Here is a 22,597-nt window from a genome sequence, read left to right on the forward strand (position 1 = left end):
CCGTCGGCTTGCATCACCGCGTCGAAGCGGGCTTGCTCGGGAGATACCGCGGATGGGGACGCCTCGGCTGCAGGCGTCGCGCGAGGGAGGTCGAGGGATTGGGTGTACATGGGCTCCGCTGTCTTTTTTGAGATGCGATGGAGCGAGTATAACCATTAACCGACCGTCCGGTTGATTAATTTTACAGCGGGCGATTTCAGGTCGAATAGCGTCGCGTAAACCCGAATGATGTCCCGCTGCATGCAACGCAAAAAAGCCCAGCCGTATGCACGGACTGGGCAAAACCACCGGTAATCCGGCGGCGGAGGTTCCTTCCATTCGGGTCGCATTCGCCGCGCCGGAAAGTGAATTTAGACTTTTGTATGCAATGAACCGACGCGCAGGCGTGGACGTCGGGCCGTGCGCAATGATTGCTCGACCGCTTTACTGTCCGAAGAACACGCCTTGCGGGTCGACGCGCTTGCTCACGCGACCGGATTGCGATGCCGCGCTCGTCGACGAGCCGTACCCTTCCGCCTGCGCCTGAGCAAGACGCACGTCGGCCACGCGCGCTTCGGCTGCCTGCAGTTTCGCCGGATAAGAGGCGTCTTCCGCCGCCGGCGCGTAACCGGCCTTTTCAACCTGTGCGAGCTCGGCGCGAACTTGGGCACGGCTCACCGGCGCGCTCGATTGAGCGAACGAAGCCAGCGGTGCGGACGAGACTGCGATTGCAACGACTGCGTTGACCCACGATTTCATGAATGCTCTCCCTGTTTCGATGGATGGCGTACTTCAGGACGTCAGATATGCCGAGTGGACGACCGAAGTGTAGGGACGCAGCGGCGAATGATCATTCGTCGGAACGAGGAAGCATCTTTGCGAAATCGGTAAAGACCCGCCGCCGCATCGTTGCGACGCAACAGGGTAGAGCCAGTTCATGCCGGCATGTAGACCATCGCGCCGCTCGTCATTCGTGCATCGCAACAATCAGTTCGCGCGATTATTCCCATCTCGACAAAGATCATTCAACGGAAACGAGAATGATCTTCAGGGAAGTCGTCTTTACACTCCGTTCACAAGCTGCTTAACACGAAACCGGCAGCACGATCAGATCCCGAATCGGAGGTAGTCATCATGAAGACGTTCATTTCCGCAGTCGCCGTCGCCGCTGCTTTCGCCGTGCCCGCCCTGTCGTTTGCGCAGCAATCCGACGCCTCGCTCTCGCGCGCTCAGGTGCGTGCGGAGCTGGTTCAACTGGAGAAGGCTGGCTATAACCCGAATATCAGTGACCCGTCCTATCCGTCGAATATCCAGGCAGCGCAAGCGCGCGTGAGCGCCCAGACGGTCGCGCAAGCGCCGGTGCAGTCGAGCGACTATGGTTCGGTCGCCAACGGCTCGCAGTCGGGCCGCACGATCGGCGCCCAGCCGCGCGCGCTGAACACGTACTTCGGCCAGTAAGCATCGACGTGCCTCGGCCGATTCTTGGATCGGCCAGCAAACGAAAGGGCGACATCTTTGCGATGTCGCCCTTTCGCTTTTTGCATGCGAAATGCCTGATGCCAATTTGCCCGATGGCATTTTGCATACCACATGAAAAACAGCGCGCGTCCTGCCGACCCCTAGTTGGCCGGAATCGTGACAACGGGCGACTTGGCCGTGTCGGTGACTTCGGCGAGCGCCATCAGGTTTTGCACGACCGTGAACGCGTACTTCGAATCGAAGTCGCCGCGGTCGATCCAGTAGTTCGACTTGTCGTATAGCACGCTCACGTACGCATCCCGCGGCGCTTTCTCGCCCGTCTTCACGATGATCGTCGGCCGCGTTTCGCCGCCGATGAGACCGATCGTCGGCTTGGTCGCGCCGTTGCCTATCTGGTCGTCGGGCACCGAGATCTGCGCGCCGAGGTCGGTCAGGATGCCGAGCACCGAGCGCGTGACCATTGGAATGCGACTCTGATCCGCCGATTGTCCATAGACGAATTCATAGGTCTTCATTTTCGGCGAGAGATGCAGGAGCCTTCTCACGAGCGCAAGGTCGTCGGCGACTTGCTTCGAGGCTCCGCTGCGCGTCGCGCCGAGCGTAATAAATACGCCGCCCTTGTCAGCGCTATTGCCGCCCTTGACGCTCGTTTCGGTCTTGCCGGGTTTTTCGTCACCGGTATTACGCGATTCGATATTCAGCTCGCCCGCCAGTTGCAGCCGGCGCAACGCCCGCAGTAGCGGGAAGAAATCGGACGACCCCGCTGCGTTCGGCCCGCCCAGCGCCGTGCCGTTCTGCAGGCCGCTGATCGACTGCACGGTGATGCGTAACAACAAGTCGATCGGAATGCCGCTTTCGGCGAGCGGCATCACGAGCGTCGGCGATAGCGGCCGGATATAGGCGCTCGCGTAGGCATCGCCGGTCGTCGGTGAAAAAGTGAAGGTCGGATGATTCGAATAGGAGACGCTGCCGGTCGCCTGCGCGTAGTTCGGCTGCGCGCCGGAGCCGGCATTGAGAATGACGCCGCCGGAGGTATCGAACGAATAGGCGGCGATGATGCTGCTCACCGTGAGGAACGATGGCGCGTCCGCGAAGCGCAATCCGACGATCGCGGCAAGAATTTCACGCTTCTTCGCGTCGCCGAGCGCGCGGGCGTAATCGACCTGGTCGGCCTTCAGACGGCCCGGTCCGATGCCCGCGCAGCCCGCTGTGAGGAAGGAAACGGAGAGAATGGCGATCGATAGTGCTTTCCTTGTCATGGCGCTCATCGAAGGTGAGAGGAGGATCGTCGGCGCTTGGCCGCGGAACACCCGGGCGGCAGTCGCAAATTTCGTACCTTTGAGCGCGAATGAATCGTCGATGTGCAATTCCGCGCGATGCGCGAACGACCTCATCCGGCGCATTGCACGCCGGATCCCTTCGAGCGCCGCGGCCCGGCACTACGCGCCGAACTGCGCGCAAGAAACCATCACGAAGCGCCGTGCTCCGCTTTCGACCGCGCGTGCTGCTGCGGTGCCTGCCCGTGCGCGATGTGACGGCTCGCTTCCTCGTGCTGTGCGACGAGCGCATCGAGCCGGTCCTGCGCGAAGCGTGGGCCGTCGTCGCGTGCCAGCACCGGTGCGGCGAATGTCGCCGCCGTGAGAACGATGATTACGGCGAAAGGCGTTCTTCTCATGATTCACCCCGCGTTTTTACGTGCGCGGCCGAGTGCGGTGATGGGCAGCGCGGCCGCCCGGCTAGCATCGCACATCGACGTGAAAGCTGCCCGGCGCGCGCCGCATTTCGCCCTTCGCATCCCTCGCCTTTCCGCCAAAATCCAGCGCGTCCCTGCATGCGCCACGCTTTGCACCGTTCGCGTGCTTGCGAACCGCGCCCGGATTACCTATTCCTTATTTCGGGGCGTCTTTTGTCGTACCGGCGCCGACGAGCCTGGAAGACCACGGAGACCCGCGCTCATGAACCTCGCTATCTTCTTCGACGGCACGTGGAACGAACCCAACGACCGCACCAACGCCTATCTGCTCTACAAGCTCGCGCCCGAGACCGACCAGCAGGAAACCTTCTACGTGGCCGGCGTCGGCACGCAAGACAAAGGGCTGTTTTCGCTCGCCAACAAATTTCTGGGCGGCGCGTTCGGCGACGGCCTGAGCGAGAACATCAAGAGCGGCTATGCATGGCTTTGTCAGCGCTACAAACCCGGCGCGAAGATCTACATCTTCGGGTTCAGCCGCGGTGCGTATTCCGCGCGCAGCCTCGCCGGTCTGATCCGCAAATGCGGACTTGCGAAGGACTGGAGCGCGCCGTCGATTGATCAGGCTTATGGCATCTATCGCGACAAGGACGTCGGGCCTTCTGATCAATCGGTCATCGACTTTCGTAAGCAGTTCACGCGCGAGGTGGATGTCGAGTTCATCGGTGTATGGGACACGGTCGGCGATCTCGGCATTCCACTCGATGGCCTGCCCGTGCCGGGCTTTTCGAGCTACTACAAATTCCACGACACGACGCTCTCCAACAGCACGAAGGCGGCTTATCACGCGGTCGCGGCGAACGAATTTCGATCGCTGTACAAGCCGACATTGTGGACGCCGGGCGCCGACGTGCGCGGCGCCGACCTGCCGCTCGAACAGCGCTGGTTCGCGGGCGCGCATGCGAACGTGGGCGGTGGTTACGTGACGCCGCCGCGCACGCCCGAAGACCTGTTGCCCCTCATTCCGGCCGAGTGGCTTCGTCAGAAGGCGGCGGACACGGGCCTTTCGATCGACGGGCCGATCAAGATTCCGCCGCAAGCGTTCCAGTCGCAGCCGATCGACTCGTACGCGGAGTTCACCGCGCATCATCCTTTCCTGCAGGCCGTGTGCAAGAAACAGCCGCGCGTGGCAGGCACAGCGATCAATGAAACGATCGACGCAAGCCTGCTCGCGCGTCTCGAAGCGCCCGGCTTTCTCGACATGTATCCGGAACTCGTCGCGCAGTTGAAGGCACTGCCAGTCGGTAAGTAAATCAGTTATCCGAACCATTTGCTGAATTGTGTGCGCATGCGCGCACACGGCTTGCCATAACGACGCCTATTATTCGGATACAAACGTTTGCTATGCGAACGATTTCGCATCGTCAGACGCGATGCTTCGATGACTCGCGCGAGCCGTTGCACACGACAGCGTCTGCACGACGCGCGCCGTCGACAAGGACGTCCGTCCGCAGCCTGCGCTCCGCCCGGACTTGATGGGAGACCGGCATGAGCGTACCCACGACCCCGGAATTTGCGGGGCATCTGAACGACGACGTCGACGACGACACGAACCGCGGTGACACGAACGACGACTTCAGCGACGGCCAGCCCGGCCCCCGCGCGGAGGCGGACATCGCCAAATGCGAGGCGCTCATCTCGCATGCGGCCGAGACCGGCACCCTCCTCGATAAAGCCGATGTCGACGCAGTGCGAGGCGCGCGATCCGCCTTCGATCAGGGCATCTGGAGCCGCGCGACAGGCAGCGCGTTCTACGGCGCGATGAGCCGCATCGCGGCATCGGTGACTTACCCTGGGCGGCGCATCGTCGACGATCTCGATCACTGCCGCGACATGGTTTCCTATGGCGCGCAGAACGGCAAACGACTCGATGAGCACGATATCGAAGCGATGTCGAAAGCACGCGCCGCACAGCAGGATCACACGTGGAATCCGGAGATCGAGAGCGCGTTCTACGCGGCGATGAGCCGCATTGCGCATGCGGTGACGCCGGTCGTCGCCGAAACGGCGGGCGACGAAGCGCGGCAAGGCGCAAGGCGCGCGATCCGCATCTACACGCATTCGGCGATCGCGCTGACGCTGCTCGTCGTGTCGCTTTCGTGCCTGCTCTTCGTCGCGAATCAGGTGTCGACCGATATCGCTGCGGTCGTCAAGGCCAACGATGCGGCCGCGCTCACGCTGCACAACCAGTTGCAGGCGCACGCGGTCGCGATCGCCGATGCGGACAGAAAGAAAGACGCGGCCGCCGTCATCGCGCTGCAGAACTCGCAGCCCGCATTGCAGATCAAGGAAGCGTTGCAGAACTTCGCGACCAACAACCGGCAGCTTTTCGCGGACGTGTCGCGCATCAGCGCATTCACGACGAGTCTCGGCCTCGGCACGATTCGCAGTCCGTATAAAGCGCCCTGCGATGCCGAAGAGAACGTGCTCAATTTTCAGGGCGCGTATCGCACGTCGCATTCGCCGAAGTACTACAGCGGCAAGGTGGCGAGCGGCGACTGGCAATGCAGTCCGGATGTGGCGCGCAAGGTGCTGGAAATCACGCTGCCGCTGCTCGCGAAGCCCAATGCGGAACCTGGCGACTCCAACCCGCCGACGGATATCGACGCGGTCGCGCAAGGCTTTCAGAAGATCGCCGTGTATCAGGACATCCGCGCGATGGCGCTCTATGCCAACGACATCATCCTGTCGATCGTCGGCGCGGTCACGGGCTTTCTGCTACCGGTGCTCTACGCATGGCTCGGCGCGTGCGCGGCGATCCTGCGTCAGCTCTCCGCCGATTCATCGGCGAGCACGTTTCATCCCGAACATTCGAAAGTGGCGAATCGCGCGCACGTGACGAGTGCGATCATCGTCGGCATTTCGATCGGGCTCTTCAGCAAGCTGCTCGAGGGCGGCAAGGAGGTATCGCCGCTCGCGATCGCGTTTATCGCAGGCTATGCGTCGGACAAGTTCTTCTTTTTCGTCGACCGGCTCGTCGGTGCGATGTTCCCACCGCGCGCCGACCCGCCCGCGCGCATCACGCGCAACGATGGCGGCGCATGGCGCGGGTCCGGCAGCGCCGCTGCGCCCGCCGCGAAGACCGCGCTGCCGGGCAGTGTCCCGATGGGACCGCCACCGGGCGCCTGAGCGCTCAGAAGCGGTGCGGCGGCGTGCGCTCGGTCATGTCGCGCGGCAGGGTTTCATCGAGCTCGAACTCGACGCTCGGATAGTCCTGCAGCCGGCCGCTTACTTCGGCTTCGCGCTCGGCCGTGAAAAGGCCGTCGAGATAGTCGAACGACAGCTTGCCGACGAGCGCCTTCAGCGCGAGCTCCGGGCTGCGCTTCGGGTCGGTCGCGATATCGCCCGAATCCATGCACGCGCAGAATTGGCCGTTCTTTGATTCCATCCCGCCGATGTCGATCACCTTGCCGTCGACATTCTGTGCCAGCACGCGCTGCTCGACCGCGAACAGCCTGAACGGTCGTTCGAGGCGCGCGGGCTCATTGCTTCCCTGGTTGGCCATGGTGCGGTTCTCCGTCGATGCGTCGATGAAGCGAGTCAGCAAGGGCCGCGCCCGCCGCCTGTGCAATGCACCATCGACATGCCTTTCCTGCGCACGCCGCGCCGTCCTACAGTGACCATCATCGGCCACGCAACGACAGGAGCAGTCATCGTGAACGGAACCTTGAGCGGCAAAGTCGCGGTCATCACCGGCGCGAGCCGCGGACTCGGACGCAACGCCGCACTGAAGCTCGCGCAGCAAGGCGCCGGCGTGATCGGCACGTATAACCGCAATGCACAGGCCGCGCAATCGCTCGTCGATGACATCGAGAAAGCCGGCGGCAAGGCGGCAATGCTCGAGCTCGACGTCGCGCGGTGCGACACCTTCGCGGCTTTCGGCGACGCGCTCTGCAAGACACTCGAAACGACGTTCGAGCGCGAGAATTTCGATTTCCTGGTGAACAACGCGGGCATCGGCATTCACGCGCTCTTCGCAGAAACCACGCCCGAGCAGTTCGACGAACTGGTCAACGTGCAGTTGAAAGGACCGTTCTTTTTGACGCAGACACTGCTGCCCTACCTTCACGAGGAAGGCGCGATTCTGAATGTGTCGAGCGGACTCACGCGCTTCGCGCTGCCGGGCTTTGCGGCGTATGCGGCGATGAAGGGCGGCATCGAGGTGCTGACGCGTTATCTCGCGAAGGAACTCGGGCCGCACGGCATCACGGTGAATACCATCGCGCCGGGTGCGATCGAGACGGACTTCGGCGGCGGTGTCGTGCGCGACGATCACGACACAAATCAGTTCATTGCCGATAACACGGCGCTCGGACGCGTGGGTGTGCCGGACGATATCGGCGGTGCCATCGCGGCGATGCTGTCCGACGGCAACCGTTGGATGACGGCGCAGCGCGTCGAGGTGTCGGGCGGAATGTTCATCTGACGCACCCGTTCGCGCCGGAAAGACAAAAAAACCGGACGCCGAGGCGTCCGGTTTTTGCATGCAGCATGCGTAACGCTTAATGCATTACGCCGCGAAGCGTCGCTTAGAAGCGGTGGATGATACCCACGCCCGCCGCGAACATGCTGCGCGATGCCGACGGCGCGCTCTGGAAGCCATCGCCGATGGTCGCGATCGCGGCACCCTGAACCGGGCGCGTTGTCGCGTTGTTGTTCGGGTAGAACAGCGTGTTGCCGTTCGCGCGCTGGAACGCTTCCAGCGCGTACAGACCCGTGCGCTTCGAGAGCGAGTAGTACTGGGACAGGTTGAACTGATGGTACGAAGCCGCGTCGTTGATGCCGTTCGCCTTGCTCGCCCACGTGTAGCTGTAGCCTGCCGCGAAGTCCCATGCCGACGTCGCCTTCCAGTGCAGCACCGTGCCGGCCGTGTTGAACACGGCTTCGTCGGTAAAGCCGGAGTTGATGCCCGGGATGTACTGAACGTTCGTGTACGTGACCGAAATGTCCCACGCGCTGTTGAACTGGAAGCCGCCCGCGACTGCGAAGCGTTGCTGAGCCTGTGCGCGCTGATAACCCGCGGTCACCGCCGAGACGCCGGACTGACCACCACCGGTCGTGCTCGTCGTATCGTTGATGGTGGTCGACTGACCGCTGTAGAAGCCGCCGCCGTTGGCCGCGTTGTTGATGCGCGAGAACGCCACCGCACCGCCGATCGGGCCTTGCTGGTACTGCAACGCGGCCGACCACGTCGAACCTTGGTACACGCTATCCGGCACGCCTGCGAACGAGTACGAGCCGCTCACCGTGAAACCGTAGAGCTTCGGCGACGTGTAGACCACCGAGTTGTTCGCGCGGTAGATCGTGTCCAGGCCGTCCAGATCGCCCGGGTGCGCGCCGAAGTAGCCGGTCAGCCAGTTCGTCGGGCTATACGGCGAGAGCAGCGTGTAGTACGAGGTGTACTGGCGGCCCAGAGTCAGCGTGCCGTAGCCGGGGTTCGTCAGACCGACCCATGCCTGGCGGCCGAACATTGCGTTGGTGAACTGCTGGTTGCCGCTGTTGATGTCGAAGCCCGACTCCAACTGGAAGATTGCCTTGTTGCCGCCGCCCAGATCTTCAGCGCCCTTGAGGCCGAAACGGCTGCCCGCCCAGATGCCCGAGGCCATCTTGACGTTCGAGTGGCCCGCGGTCGAACGGTTCAGGTTCGTCTGGCTGTTCTGATAGACGATCGAATCGTCGACGATACCGTACAGCGTGACGCTGCTTTGCGCGAACGCCGGCGCCGCGGCTGCGAACGCCGTGGCTGCGACGATTGCGACCTTGGTCATCGTGAAACCCTTCATTTTTTCTCCTCAAGCGGTGGGCAATTACTTCCGAGCGAGTCTTGGAACCGGTGCCGCCTTCGCGACTTCGTATGGTTTCAACTCGTAACTTTTATCGGTGGCAAGTGTATGGCTTACAGACGCAATGCGAAAGAAAGACGCACTTCTGTGTCGTTTTTTTTCACTGTCTGGTTAACGAGTATTTTCTGACTTGCAGATATTAGGCAATCGAGCACGAAACTGACAGAAAGCTGACAGAAACGTGGCGCAGAAGCGGCTGGGAGACGGCTAATCGAGGGCGTATCAGCCCTCACCTCGGACGCACGGTCTCGCCGCCCGGCAAGGCACAAGTGGAATGTTCGACGAAGGGAGAATCAAGCCGGCGAGACCTACAGCGGCTTTTCAGGGCGATGAGAAACGCCGGCGTATCGAAATGGTTTTGAAAGAAAACCCGCGATACGCCGACGTCTATGTGACTGCGGCCGAAGAGCCGCTCGCACGATTTCCGTTAGTGCTCGATCTTGGCCCGAAGCTCGCGCGCCGTCTCCAGCAAACCTTCGTAGCCCGAGCGCGCGTGCGAAGGCAGATCCGGATCGCCGACGAGCGTGCCAAGCGTCTCGATGATGCTGTAGAGAATGCCCTTCGCCGCGCCCGCCGCCATCTTGCCCGCGGCATAGGATTCGTCGACGTGAGAAATGGCCGCATCGAATTGTTCGACTTCGGGATGCGCTTCTCCGATCTCCGGCGCGTCGTCGCGCGGGTCGGTCGGGTCGCTGTTCATGATGAGGGTCCTCCTTACGTGGTTCGTGCTTTCTGTATAGCGCCACGGCACAACGGGTGCAAATAGCGGTTTGCCGCAGTCGATCACGAAGTGGGCAGCTCCTGCACCGGCTGGATGAAATGCACGCGGCGCGTGTCGCCTGCGCCCTTCCCCGTTCCGTGCGGCACGCCGTGCTCCATCAGCAGCGCACGCAACTCGTTGATGACCGGAAAGACTTCGTGATTGTGGTCCGCGCCCTGCCGGTCATGCGCCTCCTGCTCGCGCTCGACGATCCAGCGATCCTCCTTGAAGATGCGCTCGGTGAACCAGACGAGCAGCGGCCACGCGGCATCGAGCAGACCGGGAATCTTCGGGCGCTTTATCGACAAGAGACCGAACGTGCGGTTCGTGCGTTGTTCGGCATCGAGCGGCACATAGGCGATCCACAGGTCCATCACCATCGTGTCGTCCTTCGTGCGGATCCTGAGCGTCTGATACGGGTATTCGGTGCGGATCGTCATCACGTCCTCGTGGCCGTCGTCGGGCTTCGAACCGCGCTTCTGACCGAAGACGAGCGCCTCGCCGATCGGCTGCTTGCCCGCCTCGCGAGCGAACGTGTAGTCGACCTCGATCCAGTCCTCGCCGCGCCGCCGGCCGAGCGAACGCGCGCGCATGTTGCCCATCTGCCGCCGATGCAGGAACTGATGGTTCATGTCCATCAGGTTCTCGTGCATGAACGTGTAGTGGCACTTCACGGCCTGACCGAAGCGGCGCGTCTTGTAGGCGGGATCGGTGGCGGAGCCGAGTTCGGGAAATTTCGCGGTGTCGGCGAGCGCAGGGTCGCCCGTGAATACGAAGACGAGCCCGCCCGCCTCGCGGCACGGATACGCGCGCACGCCGTTGGGCAGGCGCTCGCGGCCGAGATAGGGAATGTCGGTGCAACGGCCGGTGCAGTCGTAAGTCCAGCCGTGATAGCAGCAGCGGATCAGTTCGCCGTCGACGACGCCCGCCGACAGCGGCACTTGCCGATGCGCGCAGCGGTCTTCCAGCGCGAACACGCTGCCCGATGCGGTGCGCACGAGCACGATCGGGTCGCCTGCGAAGCGCACGCCGCGCGCGCGCCCCGCCTTCACTTCACGTGACCACGCGAGCGGATACCAATGATCCGGATGAATGTCGATGCGGCGCAGATCGCGCGGCGGCCTCGTCGGGGTGTCGATGGCGCCGGCTTCCTGCTCGCCCTGCGGCAACGCTGCGTGCATGTACGACGCCTCCGCTGAAAAGGAGATCGGATGGAGCGCCGCGTGCCCATGCGGCGCAATGAACGACCATTCGCAGTCTACACGGCGTCGATCGTTTCGGCGCGCGCTGAATTGCCGGGGATCGTGCACACGCGCGCGGACCTCACGTGTGCTGTCCGAGATGCGCATGCAGATGATCGATCAGCGCGCGCACCTTCGGCGGCAGGAAGCGGTTGCGCGGATAAAGCAGCCAGACCGGCCCCCGATACGCGCGCGCGTGCAATTCCCAATCGGCGAGCACGGACTGCACGCGGCCCGCGGCGAGCGCGTCGCGGGCGGCGAAATCAGGCAGCGTCGCGATGCCGAGGCCGCCCTCGGCCGCTTCCAGCCGCGCACCCGCGTGATTGGCGATGTAGCGCCCGCGCACCGCGACCGTCACCGTCTCGGTGCCGCGGGTGAAGCGCCAACGATTGTCGTCGGCGGTTTCGCCAAGATGGATGCAGTCGTGCTGCGCGAGTTCGCGCGGATGCGCGGGCGCGCCATGCTCGCGCACATAGTCCGCCGATGCGCACAGCAGCCAGCGCACGCGTCCGAGCTGCCGCGCGGCGAGCCCTTGCGGCGGATCGCTCGTCGCGCGAATGACGAGATCGACATCGCTGTCGAGCGGATCGATGTCGTGATCGGCGAAAACGAGCTGCACGTCGACATCCGGATACGCCGCGAGAAAAGCCGGCACGAGCGGATGGATGACGGATTTCGCGTACGCGGTCGGCGCCGACAGCGCGACGCGGCCCTGCGGCTTGCCCGACGACTGTCCTGCGGCATCGACCGCGCCCGATGCGGCCGCCGCCATGTCGCGGCAGTGCCGATACACCTGAAAACCTGATTCGGTGACGCGGACCTTGCGCGTCGAGCGTTCCAGGAGCCGTGTCGCGAGCGCCTCTTCGAGACGCTTGATCTGGCGACTGACCGTCGATGGCGTGCTGCCCAGTTGCCGCGCCGCGAGCGAAAAATTACCCGCGTCGACGACGCGCGCGAACACGGCCATATCGGGCATCAGATCGAAAAGGTCGGCGGATTTCATTTGTGCATTCTCGACAACAAGGCTGTGCGTCCAGGCCCGATTATCGCGCTCGCGGCATCATTCCACAATGACGGCTCAACTCGCACCGGAGCCGCCGCATGACCACCGAATCGCCCGTCCGACGTCTGCTTCCCTTGTCCGATCTGCTGCTATTCGCCGTCGCGATGGTGTGGGGCAGCAGTTACGGCATCGTCAAGAACGCGCTCGCGTTTTATCCGGTGCTGGCGCTGCTCGCGCTGCGCTTCGGCATCACGTTCTGCCTGCTGGCCGTGAATCTGCGGCATCTGCGGCACGTGAATGCGGCGGCGCTGCGCGGCGTGCTCGTCCTGGGTTTGCTGCTGCTGTCGATCTTTCTCGCCGAAACTTTCGGCGTGCTGCACACGCGCGCCGCGAACGCCGCGTTTCTCATCAGCTTGTGCGTCGTGCTGACGCCGCTCGTCGAATGGGCGCTGCTCAAGCGCCGGCCGGCCGCCGCCGAGTGGCTCGCAGTCGGCGTGTCGTTCGCGGGCGCGTGGCTGCTCGCCAGCGACGGCGCCCTCTCCTTCGACTTCAATCTCGGCGATGGGCTGATCCTCGCCGCCGCGGCGCTGCGCGCGCTCGCGGTCTGCGTGACCAAGCGCGTGCTGCGTGCGACGCCGCTGCCCGCGCTCACCGTGACGGCAGTGCAAGCGGGCGTCGTGGCATCGGGAAGCGCGGCGCTTGCCTTGCTGTTTGCGCCGTCGCAGTGGCAGCCCTTGCCCGCGCTCGCCGGACACGGCATGTTCTGGGGCTCGGTGCTGTATCTCGTGTGCGCCTGCACGCTCTTCGCCTTCTTCGCGCAAAACTACGCGATCGGACGCAGCAGCCCGACGCGCGTCTCGCTCCTGATGGGCAGCGAACCCGCGTTCGGCGCGCTCTTCGCGAGCGTGTGGCTCGGCGAGCATGTGTCGATGGCGGGCTGGATCGGCGGCGGCATGATCGTCGCGGCTTCGCTGATGGCGACCGTGTCCTGGCGCGGCCTCTTCGCGGCGCGGCCGAGGGAGGCCTGAACGAGTCTTGAGCGTGGCCTTCGTTACGCGTTCTTCTCGAACACCACGCTAAAGTTGTTGGCCGGCATCGCGACGATTTCGACGAGCGTGAAGCCGGCCTGCTTTCCCAACGCTTCGACGGTTTCCATATCACGCACGCCCCAACGCGGATCGTTCGCGCGCAGTTGCTGATCGAACGCTTCGTTGCTCGGCGCGGTATGCGCGCCGTTGCGCCGATACGGCCCGTAGAGGACCATTACACCCCCAGCGCTCAGGCGCGCGCCCGCGCCGCGAAAGAGCCCCTCGGCGGCTTCCCAGGGCGCGATGTGGATCATGTTGATGCACACGATGGCCGCAACGTTCGCGATGCCCCAATCGTCGTCCGTCACATCGAGCGCGAGCGGCGCGTTCAGGTTCGCGAGCCCCGCGTGCGCGCGCCATGCGGCGATGGAATTGCGCGCATCGGCATCGGGATCGCTCGGCTGCCACACGATGCCCGGCAGCGCCGACGCGCAGTGCACGGCGTGCTGCCCCGTGCCGCTCGCGATTTCCAGCACGATGCCGTCGGGCGGCAGCACGCGCGCGAGAACGGAAAGAATCGCATCGCGATTCCGTTCGGCCGCGGGGGCGCGGCGGCGCACGGCGGCGTGGGGATCAGGCGTGTCGTCGTCGGAGCCTGATGGGACTTGAGGACCTTGATTCATGTGCGATGGCGCGTGCGCGCGATGAGCGAAACTCGCATCGAGCCTAATGGGGCGCATGGCGAAGCGTCAAGCGCAGTCGCCCTACGCTGGCAAACACTCACTGCCATGGCGCGATTCGTGCTGCCTTGCCCGCGCGGAACGCGCGGCCTGCAAGCAAACCTGTGTATGCTCCGGGTTGATCCCGCGTCCGTAATCGCATTTTGCATGCACGCACGATGCATTCTGAATGCCAGATTCAATGTATTTGACACGCATGCCATGCGGCGCGATCGACATGGAGTGAATCGATGCAGCACGACCCGAACCCGAATCCGCCGAAGCAGTCGAATAGCGGCCCCGACGACGACATGATCGCGTTTGCCAGCGAAGTGTTCGATGTGGCCCGTCGTGGCGACGCCGCGATGCTCGATGCGCTCCTGAGCAAAGGCTTGCCGCCCAACCTGCGCAACGACAAGGGCGACAGTCTCGTGATGCTCGCGAGCTACCACGGCCACGCCGACGCCGTGCGCGTGCTGCTCGATCACAAGGCAGACCCGGATCTGCGCAACGACAATGGCCAGACGCCGATCGCGGGCGCCGCGTTCAAGGGTTTCGCGAACGTGATCGAAACGCTGCTCGATCACGGCGCGGATGTCGAAGGCGCATCGCCCGACGGCCGCACCGCGTTGATGATCGCGGCAATGTTCAACCGCGTGGAGATCGTCGACTTGCTCATCGCGCGCGGCGCCGATCCCGATGCGCGCGACGCCGGTGGTTTTTCCGCTCGCGACGCCGCCGAAAAGATGGGTGCGCCGGATACGGTCGCGCAACTCGCGAAGGCGTCGAGTGGGCGCACGCGCCCGGGACAACGGCAGTGACGAGCGCAACGGCATGACGCAATGGCCATTGCATGCATGATTCAATCCGCTTCGGTTGCACGCAAAAAACAAAGCGAAAGCGAACGAACGACCCCACGCGCGCGTCGAAGCGATCCGACAACGAACGAAACAAGCAGGTAACCCGGAACCATGGAGCTTTTGCGATGACAGGCGGTTTCCCGCATCGGGGTGATGCGTCGTCGATCGGCCTTCACGCGCGCGAGCGAGCGTGTCGGGCGGCGGGCGCCTTCAATGCCGCCGCGCGCCTGATTTTGCAGATCGCTGCGTTCGTCGTCGCGATCGCGCATGGCTTGCGCGCGCTGCGTCTCACGACGAGCCTGTCCGTCGCCGCCGCGTTCGCGCTTTCCGCATGCGGACTGATACCGCAGCAGACGCCCGCGCCGATCGTCGAGCACTCCTATATCCCGACGCCCGACGAGGCCGGCTCCGGCGAGCCCGAGGAACCGCTGCCCGCCGTGCAGGCGCCCGAGCCCGCGTCTTCGGTGAAACCTGCGCCTGCGCCGAAGCCCAAGCGCCGCGTCGTCAGGCCGAAGCCGCCGGAGCCGGTCGTCGCGCCGCCGCCCGAGCCGCCGGAGCCGCCGCCTCCGCCGCAGATCATTTCGACGCGCATCATGCAGCACGACCAGTTGCACGGCCTGCTCGATGCCGAGGTGCAGCGTCCCGACGGCAAGGTCGTCGGCCGCGCGGTGGACATGTACATCGACGCCGCCGCGAAGCCGAAGCTCCTGATGGTGAACCTGGCGGGCTTCATGGGCGTCGGCGACCGCAAGGTCAACTTCGCGTGGACCGCGTTCAAGTTCACGCCGAATTCGAAGGCCGCGCCGATCACGTTCGTGCCGCCTGCCCCGGCCGCGAAGGGCAAGCCGGCCGAACCGGTGGCCAAGCCGCAGCCGGTCAACGAGGCTCCGGCGAACCTGGTGCAGTTCATCGATTCGACGGTGACGCAGAAGAGCGGCGCGCGCATCGGGCGCGTGGTGGATGTGCTCATCGACTCCCAGGCTCAGCCGCAGGCGCTCGTGCTCGATCTTTCCAGTTCGCTCGCAGGGGACAAGCGGCATGTCGCAGCAAATTGGGGCGACCTGCACGTGATCGCGCGCAATAAACAGTGGCTTCTGCAGATGGATTTCAACGACGCGCAATTGAAGGCCGCGCCGACCTACGCGCCCGAGCAGCCAATCAAGATCGTGTCGCCCATCGCGCCCGCGCCGGCCTCGGCTGCGACCGCGGGCGCCGCGTCGGGAACGGCTGCGTCGGGGACAAGCGCGGCGGCTTCGGGCGCCGCGCCGACGGCATCGCAGGCTTCCGGCGCGCGCCTTGCCAGATAACGGATAACGACATCGAGAATAGATTCACAACATGGTAATTGCACGCAGTCTGCGCGCGCTCGACTGGCTGAACTTCTTCGTCGCCAACGTGCAGACCGGCTTCGGCCCTTTCATTGCTTCCTACCTCGCGGCCAACAAGTGGACGCAGGGCGAGATCGGCCTGATGCTTTCCGTCGGCACGATCAGCGCGATGGCGAGCCAGTTGCCGGCAGGCGCGCTCGTCGACGCGATGCGCAACAAGAAGTTCGCCGCGCTCTCCGCGATCGTCGCGATCATCGTGAGCGCGCTGTTGCTCGCCGCGAGCCCGACGTTCGTCCCCGTCTTCGCCGCGGAGGTGCTACACGGCTTCGCGAGCTGCATGCTCGTCCCGGCGATGGCGGCGATCTCGCTCGCTCTCGTCTCGCGCGCCGATCTCGGCGACCGGCTCGGGCGCAATGCACGCTGGGCGTCCATCGGCAGCGCGTTGACCGCCGCGTTGATGGGCGCGTTCGGCGAGTATCTGTCGCTGCGCTCGGTGTTTTTCTTGACGGCGGCGCTCGCGTTGCCGGCGATCGTCGCGCTGCGAATGATTCACTACGATATCCCCGCCGCCGTGCCGCGCGCGCCTACGGGCAAGCCGAAGCTGACGCCGGAAGGCGAAGAGCGTGAATCCTTGCGCGAGTTGCTGAAGGACAGGCGACTTCTGATTTTTGCGGCGTGCGTCGTGCTCTTTCACCTGTCGAACGCGGCGATGCTCAATCTCGCCGCGGGCGAAGTTACGGCGCACATGGGCGACAACGTTCAACTCGTGATCGCGGCGTGCATCATCGTGCCGCAGTTCATCGTCGCGGCGATGTCGCCTTGGGTCGGCCGGCAGGCGCAGAAATGGGGACGCAGGCCGGTGCTGATCCTCGGTTTCTGTGCGCTGCCGATTCGCGCGATTCTGTTCGCGGGTGTGTCGAGCCCGTATCTGCTCGTGCCGGTGCAGATGCTGGACGGTATCAGCGCGGCGGTGTTTGGGGTGATGCTGCCTCTGATTGCTGCCGATGTGGCCGGGGGGCGTGGGCATTACAACTTGACGATCGGGTTCTTCGGATTGGCGGCCGGTGTCGGGGCGACGCTTTCGACGGCTGCGGCCGGGTTTGCCGCGGATCGTTTTGGCACGGCGATGAGCTTCTTCGGGCTCGCAGGCGCGGGGGCGCTTGCGGTGTTGATGGTTTGGCTCGCCATGCCGGAGACGCGCGGGGCGCATGGGGTGGAGGATGATGCGGCTAAACCGCCGGTGGGGGTTTGAGGGCGTTTAGCTTTGGCTTCCAATCCAGCGAAAAGCCAAAACCCCTCGCGCCGACCAGCGCGACCCATTTCGGCTATGATCAAACCCTACCCGCAGGAGTCAAAAAATGTCACAGATCGCTGATACGGCGCATCTCGAAGCCCCATCGACCTCGTCGCAAAAGAGCCCGATTTCCCTGCCGTGGATAGAACGGCTAATCGCCATCGATACGGTCAGCCGCAATCCGAATCTCGGTCTGATCGAGACCGTCCGCGACGAACTGCGCAAATCGGGCATCGAAGCGACCATCACCACCGACCCGCGCGGCCAGTGGGCGAACCTCTTCGCCACTGTCCCGGCGCACGACGGCGAAACCCACGGCGGCATCGTGCTCTCGGGCCACACGGACGTCGTACCCGTCGACGGGCAGGACTGGCAGAGCGATCCGTTCAAACCCGAAGTGCGCGACGGCCTGCTCTACGGACGCGGCTCGTGCGACATGAAAGGCTTCATCGGCGCGGCGCTCGCGATGCTGCCGAAAATGCAGGCGACGAAGCTCGCGAAGCCGATTCATTTCGCGCTTTCCTACGACGAGGAAGTCGGCTGCGCAGGCGCGCCGATCATGATCGCCGACCTGCAAAAGCGCGGCCTCAAACCGGACGGCTGTATCGTCGGCGAACCGACGTCGATGCGCCCGGTCATCGCGCATAAAGGCATCAACACGTACCACTGCTGCGTGCGCGGCTTCGCTGCGCACTCGTCGCTGACGCCGAAAGGCCTGAACGCGATCGAATACGCCGCGCGGCTGATTTGCCATATCCGCGATCTCGTCGATGAGTTCCGCGCGAAAGGTCCCTTCGACGAGTTGTACGACGTGCCCTTCACCACCGGTCAGACGAGCACGATCAAAGGCGGCAACGCAATCAACACCGTGCCCGCCGAATGCAATTTCGAGTTCGAATTCCGCAATCTGCCGACGATCGATCCGGACCAGATCTACCGGCGCATCGAAGCGTATGCGCACGACACGCTGTTGCCGAAGATGCTGAAGGAGCACGGCAACGCGGCCATCGAGTTCACGAAGCTCGCGTCCGCGCCGGGCCTCGACGCCACCGAGCAGGCCGCCATCACGCAGCTCGTGCGCGCGCTCACGGCGAACCAGGAGAAGCGCAAGGTCGCGTACGGCACCGAGGCCGGCCTCTTTGCCAATGCGGGCGTGCCGAGCATCGTGTGCGGGCCGGGCAATATCGAGCAGGCGCACAAGGCGAACGAGTACGTGTCGCTCGAACAGCTCGCGCAATGCGAGGCGTTTCTCGGCAAGTTCATTCACAGCATGTCAGTCGTTGCTCAACCGCGCTGATCCACGCCCATGTCCACGTCCGCCCAGCATTCAGACAATACGATCGACGGCACGCCCATCCCGACGCTCGATGAGATCGCCGAGCAGCACATGGTGCTCACGCCCTGGGTTTCGCGCACGCCGACTTTCGAGCGCCACGATTTTCCGACGCTCGAAGGCACGCGGATCACGTTCAAGTTCGAGCTGCTGCAAGCGAGCGGCACCTTCAAGGCGCGCGGCGCGTTCTCGAACATCCTCGCCTTGAGCGACAGCGAGCGTTCGTCGGGCGTCACGTGCGTGTCCGCAGGCAATCACGCGGTGGCGGTCGCGTACGCGGCGCAGCGCATGGACGTGGGCGCGAAGGTCGTGATCATCAAGAGTGCGAGCCCGGCGCGTGTCGCGCTGTGCCGGCGCTTCGGCGCGGAAGTCGTGTTCGCGGAGAACGTCGCCGAGGCGTTCGATGTCGTGCGGCGCATCGAAGCGGAAGAAGGCCGCGTGTTCATCCATCCGTTCAACGGCTATCGCACGGTGCTCGGCACGGCGACGCTCGGCTACGAATGGACCTCGCAGGCGCCCGATCTCGAAGCGGTGATTCTGCCGATCGGCGGCGGCGGGCTGGCTGCGGGCGTATCGACGGCGATGCGTCTCGCGAATCCATCGTTGCACGTGTACGGCGTCGAACCCGAAGGATCGGACGCGATGCGGCGCAGCTTCGAAGCCAATCACACGATCAAGATGGGCGCGATGCACGGCATCGCCGATTCGCTGATGGCCCCGCACACCGAACAGTACAGCTATGAGCTATGCCGGCGGCATATCGACGAGATCGTCACCGTGTCGGACGACGCGTTGCGCCGCACCATGCTGCAGCTCTTCAGTGAGCTAAAGCTCGCGGTCGAGCCCGCGTGCGCGGCGGCCACGGCGGCCCTGCTCGGCCCGTTGCGCGAGCGTCTGCAAGGCAAGCGCGTAGGCGTGCTGCTGTGCGGCACGAATACCGATCCGGCCACGCTCGGGACGCATCTGTCGGACGCCTGAAGCGAAAACGGTTTGCGGACGTGTGAGTTTTACATCACCTCGGCCAGCCGTCTGCGCTCACTCCTCTGCATGAAGTAATTCGCCGCGATCACACCGATCGTTACGAGCGCGATGAACAGTGTCGCCAGCGCATTCATCTCCGGATTCAGACCGAGACGCACGCGCGAGAACACGACGAGCGGCAGCGTCGTCGAGCCTGGGCCGGACAGGAACGCCGACAGCACCAGATCGTCGATCGACAGCGTGAACGACAAAAGCCATCCCGCGACGAGCGCCTGCGAGATCAACGGCAGCGTGATCGAGAAAAACACGCGCAACGGCGTCGCGCCCAGATCGAGCGCGGCCTCTTCGAGCGACGGATTCAGTTCCCGCACGCGCGACTCCACGATGATCGCGACATACGAAATGCACAGCATCACGTGGCCGATCCAGATCGTGAAGAATCCGCGATCCGGCCAGCCGATGAGCTTCGACATTTCCACGAACAGCAGCAGCAGCGAAATGCCCTGAATGACTTCGGGGATCACGAGCGGCGCGTTGATCATGCCGGTATAGAGCGCGAAGCCCCTGAAGCGCCCCATGCGCGCGAGCACGAAACCCGCCCACGTGCCGATGACGACCGACGCGCACGCCGTGAAAAACGCGATGCGCAGCGACAGCCACGCGGCGTTGATGAGCTCGTCGTCGGAGACGAGCGCGCGATACCACTTGAGCGACGGCTCGGTCCAGACCGTGACGAGCGGCGAGTCGTTGAACGAATAAACGATGAGACTCAGGATCGGGATATACAGAAACGCAAACCCGAGCCCGAGCGCGGTGATCTGCAACGGACGGCTGGGCTTGATCATCGCTTCTCCTCCAGTTGCTTGGCCTGGAAATGCTGGAAGAGCGCCATCGGCACGAGCAGGAGCAGCACCATCGCGCAGGTGACGGCGGAGGCCATCGGCCAGTCGGCATTGTTGAAGAACTCGTTCCACATGACCCGGCCGATCATCAAGGTATCCGCTCCACCGAGCAGCTCAGGAATCACGTACTCGCCCACCGCCGGAATGAACACCAGCAGACACCCGGCGATGATGCCGTTCTTCGACAGCGGCAGCGTGATCTGCACGAACGCCTTCCACGGTTTCGCGCCGAGATCGTAAGCGGCTTCGAGCAGTGTCAGGTCCATCTTCACCAGATGCGCGTAGAGCGGCATCACGAGGAACGGCAGATACGAATACACCATGCCGATATACACCGCGATATTCGTGTGATACAGCTCGATCGGCGAATGCAGCAGGCCGATCGACATCAGAAAGTTGTTGAGCAGTCCGTTGTTCTTCAGGATGCCGATCCACGCATACACGCGGATCAGGAAGGACGTCCAGAACGGCAGCATCACGGCCATCATCAGGATGTTGCGCGAGGCCGGATTCGAGCGCGCGATGTAATACGCCATCGGATAGCCGATGATCAGGCACAGCAAGGTGGAGACCGCCGCGACCAGCAGCGAGTTCATGTAGGTCGCGAAGTACAGGCTGTCCTGAATCAGGAACGCATAGTGAGCGAAGTCGAGCGCGATGTGCATCACGCCCTCTTCCATCTTCACGAGATCCGTGTACGGCGGAATGCCGAGCTGGCTGTCCGAGAAGCTGATCTTCACGACGAGCAGGAACGGCACGAAGAACAGCAGCAGGAGCCACAGATACGGCCCGCCTATGACCAGCGAGCGCCCGCTCACGCCGAAACGGTTGAGCAGCTTCATCATGACGTCAGCACCACGCCGGCCGACGCGCTCCAGCGCACGTAGACCTCGTCGCCGAAGGTGGGCGAATCGATCTCGCCGATCGCGAGGCTCGACAGGTTCGCGACCACCACTTTCCCGGAGTCGAGCGTCACGTGATAGAGCGTGTAACCGCCCATATACGCGATGTTCGTCACCTTGCCGCGGCCCCAGTTGTACGCGCCTTCGGGCGGCTTTCTCGTCAGCGCGATGCGCTCGGGGCGCACGGAAATCGTCACCGGCATGCCGAGTGGTCCGGTGATGCCGTGGCTCACGTAGAGCCGCACCGGCAGCTCGGACGATTCGACGAACACATGATCCGGCTCGTCCTCGACGACATTGCCATCGAAGAGATTGGTCGAACCGATGAACTGTGCCGAGAAGCGCGTGTTCGGATATTCGTAGACTTCGTGCGGCGTACCGAGCTGCACGATTTGCCCTTCGCTCATCACGGCGAGGCGATTGGCCATCGTCATCGCCTCTTCCTGATCGTGCGTCACCATTATGCAGGTGACGCCGACCGTATCGAGGATATTCACCAGCTCGATCTGCGTGCGCTGGCGGATCTGCTTGTCGAGCGCGGACATCGGCTCGTCGAGCAACAGGAGCTTGGGGCGCTTGACGAGACTGCGCGCGAGTGCGACGCGCTGTTGCTGGCCGCCCGACAACTGATGCGGCTTGCGCTTCGCGTACTGCGCCATCTGCACGAGCTGCAACGCGTTGTGCACGCGATCTTTCAGCTCACCGCCCTTGACGCCTTCCTGCTTCAGCCCGAACGCGACATTCGATTCGACGCTCATGTGCGGAAAGAGCGCGTAGGACTGGAACATCATGTTCACGGGCCGGTTGTACGGCGGCATCTTAGCGAGGTCTTCGCCGTCGATCAGGATCTGCCCTTCGGTCACCGACTCGAGCCCGGCGAGCATACGCAGAAGCGTCGACTTGCCGCAGCCGGAACTGCCGAGCAGCGCGAACAGCTCGCCCTTTTTCACCGACAGGTTGACGCCCCGAACCGCCGTCGTCTCGCCGAATTTCTTCACGACATCGACGATCTGCACGAAGTTGTCGTCCGTGGCCGGGGCCGCACCGGAACTGCCCGGCTCGCGCCGGCCGGAATTAGGCGCTGCCTTCAATGCGCTCGACTGCTCACTCATGATTGCCTGTTCGACTCCTTGCTTCCATACGTTTCGGGTGGCGCGCGCCCTGCGCTGCGGCCACGAACAAAGCCCCCGGCGGT

Annotated in this window: 22 protein-coding genes and 1 pseudogene; 10 read left to right on the plus strand and 13 right to left on the minus strand. The window is 63.8% G+C overall.

Annotated features, from left to right (window positions below; all coding sequences use genetic code 11):
* A pseudogene (locus AWB75_RS38840) lies at positions 1 to 110 on the minus strand (1,2-phenylacetyl-CoA epoxidase subunit PaaA); the annotation flags it as partial.
* Positions 111 to 423: 313 nt separating this feature from the next.
* Positions 424 to 738 (minus strand): DUF4148 domain-containing protein, encoded by a 315-nt coding sequence (locus AWB75_RS29530; protein ID WP_061127561.1) that lies wholly within the window; start codon positions 736 to 738, stop codon positions 424 to 426.
* Positions 739 to 1,113: 375 nt separating this feature from the next.
* On the opposite strand from AWB75_RS29530, the gene AWB75_RS29535 reads away from it, so the two are divergent.
* Complete coding sequence (locus AWB75_RS29535) at positions 1,114 to 1,437, plus strand: DUF4148 domain-containing protein (protein WP_061127562.1); 324 nt, start codon at positions 1,114 to 1,116, stop codon at positions 1,435 to 1,437.
* A gap of 161 nt (positions 1,438 to 1,598) precedes the next feature.
* On the opposite strand, the gene AWB75_RS29540 is transcribed toward AWB75_RS29535, so the two are convergent.
* Positions 1,599 to 2,717: a hypothetical protein gene (locus tag AWB75_RS29540; RefSeq protein WP_061127605.1), complete on the minus strand. Its 1,119-nt coding sequence runs from the start codon at positions 2,715 to 2,717 to the stop codon at positions 1,599 to 1,601.
* 209 nt (positions 2,718 to 2,926) lie between these two features.
* Entirely contained in the window at positions 2,927 to 3,133 is a 207-nt protein-coding gene (locus AWB75_RS29545) for a hypothetical protein (RefSeq protein WP_061127563.1), read from the minus strand.
* A 280-nt stretch (positions 3,134 to 3,413) separates the two neighbouring features.
* On the opposite strand from AWB75_RS29545, the gene AWB75_RS29550 reads away from it, so the two are divergent.
* Positions 3,414 to 4,460: a DUF2235 domain-containing protein gene (locus AWB75_RS29550; protein ID WP_061127564.1), complete on the plus strand. Its 1,047-nt coding sequence runs from the start codon at positions 3,414 to 3,416 to the stop codon at positions 4,458 to 4,460.
* Positions 4,461 to 4,696: 236 nt separating this feature from the next.
* Entirely contained in the window at positions 4,697 to 6,337 is a 1,641-nt protein-coding gene (locus AWB75_RS29555) for an aldehyde dehydrogenase family protein (protein ID WP_061127565.1), read from the plus strand.
* A 4-nt stretch (positions 6,338 to 6,341) separates the two neighbouring features.
* On the opposite strand, the gene AWB75_RS29560 is transcribed toward AWB75_RS29555, so the two are convergent.
* Positions 6,342 to 6,842 (minus strand): hypothetical protein, encoded by a 501-nt coding sequence (locus tag AWB75_RS29560; RefSeq protein ID WP_235012290.1) that lies wholly within the window; start codon positions 6,840 to 6,842, stop codon positions 6,342 to 6,344.
* A 33-nt stretch (positions 6,843 to 6,875) separates the two neighbouring features.
* Here AWB75_RS29560 and AWB75_RS29565 point away from each other — a divergent pair, with 33 nt between their 5' ends.
* Positions 6,876 to 7,634 carry an SDR family NAD(P)-dependent oxidoreductase gene (locus AWB75_RS29565; protein ID WP_061127607.1) on the plus strand — a complete coding sequence of 253 codons (759 nt, stop codon included), beginning with the start codon at positions 6,876 to 6,878 and terminating at the stop codon, positions 7,632 to 7,634.
* Between the two features lie 103 nt (positions 7,635 to 7,737).
* On the opposite strand, the gene AWB75_RS29570 is transcribed toward AWB75_RS29565, so the two are convergent.
* The 4 genes from AWB75_RS29570 to AWB75_RS29585 all read right to left on the minus strand — a co-directional run bounded on the left by AWB75_RS29570 (position 7,738) and on the right by AWB75_RS29585 (position 12,055).
* The gene (locus AWB75_RS29570; RefSeq protein ID WP_061127566.1) at positions 7,738 to 8,991 is read right to left on the minus strand and encodes a porin; all 1,254 of its coding nucleotides are present in this window, start codon (positions 8,989 to 8,991) and stop codon (positions 7,738 to 7,740) included.
* 487 nt (positions 8,992 to 9,478) lie between these two features.
* Entirely contained in the window at positions 9,479 to 9,751 is a 273-nt protein-coding gene (locus AWB75_RS29575) for a hypothetical protein (protein WP_061127567.1), read from the minus strand.
* Between the two features lie 83 nt (positions 9,752 to 9,834).
* Positions 9,835 to 10,992, minus strand: coding sequence for an aromatic ring-hydroxylating oxygenase subunit alpha (locus AWB75_RS29580; RefSeq protein WP_061127608.1), 1,158 nt, complete (start codon positions 10,990 to 10,992; stop codon positions 9,835 to 9,837).
* A 142-nt stretch (positions 10,993 to 11,134) separates the two neighbouring features.
* Positions 11,135 to 12,055, minus strand: a complete 921-nt coding sequence (locus AWB75_RS29585) for a LysR family transcriptional regulator (protein ID WP_061127568.1) — start codon at positions 12,053 to 12,055, stop codon at positions 11,135 to 11,137.
* Positions 12,056 to 12,153: 98 nt separating this feature from the next.
* Here AWB75_RS29585 and AWB75_RS29590 point away from each other — a divergent pair, with 98 nt between their 5' ends.
* A complete protein-coding gene (locus AWB75_RS29590) occupies positions 12,154 to 13,083 on the plus strand; it encodes a DMT family transporter (RefSeq protein ID WP_061127569.1) in 930 nt (309 codons plus the stop codon).
* A 23-nt stretch (positions 13,084 to 13,106) separates the two neighbouring features.
* Here AWB75_RS29590 and AWB75_RS29595 read toward each other — a convergent pair whose 3' ends face one another.
* Positions 13,107 to 13,766, minus strand: coding sequence for a DUF938 domain-containing protein (locus AWB75_RS29595; protein ID WP_061127609.1), 660 nt, complete (start codon positions 13,764 to 13,766; stop codon positions 13,107 to 13,109).
* Positions 13,767 to 14,113: 347 nt separating this feature from the next.
* Between AWB75_RS29595 and AWB75_RS29600 the strand changes: the two genes are divergently transcribed.
* The 5 genes from AWB75_RS29600 (at position 14,114) to AWB75_RS29620 (ending at position 19,595) form a co-directional block, all read left to right on the plus strand.
* The gene (locus tag AWB75_RS29600) at positions 14,114 to 14,623 is read left to right on the plus strand and encodes an ankyrin repeat domain-containing protein (protein ID WP_407642180.1); all 510 of its coding nucleotides are present in this window, start codon (positions 14,114 to 14,116) and stop codon (positions 14,621 to 14,623) included.
* Between the two features lie 164 nt (positions 14,624 to 14,787).
* Entirely contained in the window at positions 14,788 to 15,969 is a 1,182-nt protein-coding gene (locus tag AWB75_RS29605) for a hypothetical protein (protein ID WP_061127571.1), read from the plus strand.
* A gap of 31 nt (positions 15,970 to 16,000) precedes the next feature.
* On the plus strand, positions 16,001 to 17,242 hold the full coding sequence (locus tag AWB75_RS29610; RefSeq protein WP_061127572.1) for an MFS transporter: 1,242 nt from the start codon (positions 16,001 to 16,003) through the stop codon (positions 17,240 to 17,242).
* Between the two features lie 106 nt (positions 17,243 to 17,348).
* The gene (gene argE, locus AWB75_RS29615; RefSeq protein WP_061127573.1) at positions 17,349 to 18,581 is read left to right on the plus strand and encodes an acetylornithine deacetylase; all 1,233 of its coding nucleotides are present in this window, start codon (positions 17,349 to 17,351) and stop codon (positions 18,579 to 18,581) included.
* Between the two features lie 9 nt (positions 18,582 to 18,590).
* On the plus strand, positions 18,591 to 19,595 hold the full coding sequence (locus AWB75_RS29620) for a threonine/serine dehydratase (protein ID WP_061127574.1): 1,005 nt from the start codon (positions 18,591 to 18,593) through the stop codon (positions 19,593 to 19,595).
* Positions 19,596 to 19,624: 29 nt separating this feature from the next.
* Here the strand turns inward: AWB75_RS29620 and AWB75_RS29625 are convergent, their stop codons facing one another.
* The 3 genes from AWB75_RS29625 to AWB75_RS29635 are packed head-to-tail and all read right to left on the minus strand — an operon-like array spanning position 19,625 to position 22,514.
* Positions 19,625 to 20,440, minus strand: coding sequence for an ABC transporter permease subunit (locus AWB75_RS29625; RefSeq protein ID WP_061127610.1), 816 nt, complete (start codon positions 20,438 to 20,440; stop codon positions 19,625 to 19,627).
* Entirely contained in the window at positions 20,440 to 21,345 is a 906-nt protein-coding gene (locus AWB75_RS29630) for an ABC transporter permease subunit (RefSeq protein WP_061127575.1), read from the minus strand. The genes AWB75_RS29625 and AWB75_RS29630 overlap by 1 nt, the downstream gene beginning before the upstream one ends.
* Positions 21,342 to 22,514: an ABC transporter ATP-binding protein gene (locus AWB75_RS29635; RefSeq protein ID WP_061127576.1), complete on the minus strand. Its 1,173-nt coding sequence runs from the start codon at positions 22,512 to 22,514 to the stop codon at positions 21,342 to 21,344. The genes AWB75_RS29630 and AWB75_RS29635 overlap by 4 nt, the downstream gene beginning before the upstream one ends.
* Positions 22,515 to 22,597 lie beyond the last annotated feature (83 nt).

It is taken from the genome of Caballeronia catudaia (genome assembly GCF_001544755.2).
GTDB classification, from domain to species: domain Bacteria; phylum Pseudomonadota; class Gammaproteobacteria; order Burkholderiales; family Burkholderiaceae; genus Caballeronia; species Caballeronia catudaia.